The organism is Protofrankia sp. CiP1_Cm_nod2 (assembly GCF_920664355.1).
GTDB lineage: Bacteria > Actinomycetota > Actinomycetes > Frankiales > Frankiaceae > Protofrankia.
On record NZ_CAKKTL010000059.1, the window covers coordinates 25,817 to 27,271 of the forward strand.

Consider the following 1,455-nt stretch of genomic DNA (forward strand, 5'->3'; position numbering starts at 1 on the left):
GGCGGAGCCGGGGCCGGCCGCGGCGGGCTCGCGGTGGGTCTGTGTCTCGGTCATGTGATCGCTCCCCTTGGATGCGGTGGGCGCGCTGGGTCAGCTGGGCGAGGACCTAGATCCCCTGGGCGGAGCGGAAGACGCGGTCGGGGTCGTAGCGGCGTTTGACCTCGCTCAGCCGCGCCAGGTTCGGGCCGTAGTAGGCCGACCGCCAGTCAGGAAGATCAGGGTCGGGAAAGTTGACGTAGGCCGCGTCGGAGGCGAACGCGCCCATCTCCCGGTGCAGGCCGGTCAGCCACTCCAGGTTGTCCCGCCGCACCGCGGCGGGATCGCCGGTGCTCCACGAGGCGTCCATGCTGATCAGGAACAGCGCGTCCCGGTGCGGGAACGCGCTGCCGGCCACCGGCACCCGGCTGATCGCGCCGCCCCAGGTGAACAGGGCGGCCCCGGCGCCGTCCGGGTTGCCGCTCCCCGGCCACTTCTCCAGGGCCGCCAGCAGGGCCGCCACGCCCTCCTCGGGCAGCGACTCCGGCACGCACCGGGTGCGTACCGCGAACGCGCCGCCCGAGGTGGTGTGGTGCAGGTAGTCCGCGGCCTCCCAGTAGGTCCGGTCGGCGACGTCCGCCCGGTACGGCGTGGCGGCGGCCAGCGCGGGTGTGAGCAGCTCCCGCAGCTCCACGGCCGGGCCGAGGTGCTGCCCGATCATCGAGACCACGCCGTCCTGGCCTGGCGCGCGGCTCACGCCGATCCGGGCGGCGAACTCCTCCGGCGCGCGCCGCATGATCTCCTGCGCGGTGCTCAGCACCTCGGGCGCATGCTCCCAGGACCACAGCAGCAGGCAGGTGGAGCTGACGGGCGGCACCGACCGGGCCTGGAAGGTGAAGGAGGTGTTCACCCCGAAGTTCCCACCGCCGCCCCCGCGGCAGGCCCAGAACAGGTCGGCGTTCTCGGCCTCGCTACAGGCCAGCGTCGTGCCGTCGGCGAGGACGACGTCGGTGCGCACCAGCGCGTCACAGGTCAGGCCGAACGCGCGTGACACCGCCGCGACACCGCCGCCGAGCACCAGCCCGCCGATCCCGACGTCGTCGGAGTTGCCCAGCGGGAACGCCAGGCCGTGCAGGCGCAGCGCGGCGTAGATCGCCTTCATCCGGGCGCCGCCGCCGACGGTGACCAGCCCGCTCGACGGGTCGACCCGCACCTCGTCCAGCGCGCGCAGGTCGAGCACCAGCCCGGTGCCGACCGAGCTGCCCGTGTAGCTGTGCCCGCCGCCCCGGACGGTGAACGGCGTGCCGTGCTCGCGGGCCCAGCCGATCGCCCGGCCGACGTCGGCGGCGTTCGCCACCGTCAGCGCCGCGGCGGGCCGGACGTGCTGGTAGCGCTCGTTGAACGGCCGGCTCGCCGCGGTGAAGCCGGCGTCGCCCGGCAGCCGCAGGCGGCCGTCGACCAGGCCGCGCAGGCCCGGCC

At 75.1% G+C, this 1,455-nt stretch carries 1 protein-coding gene; it reads right to left on the bottom strand.

All coding sequences use genetic code 11. The annotated features are described in order from the left end of the window. Positions 1-106: 106 nt before the first annotated feature. Positions 107-1,447: an FAD-binding oxidoreductase gene (locus NBW84_RS09035; RefSeq protein ID WP_445548674.1), complete on the bottom strand. Its 1,341-nt coding sequence runs from the start codon at positions 1,445-1,447 to the stop codon at positions 107-109. Between the last annotated feature and the right edge of the window lie 8 nt (positions 1,448-1,455).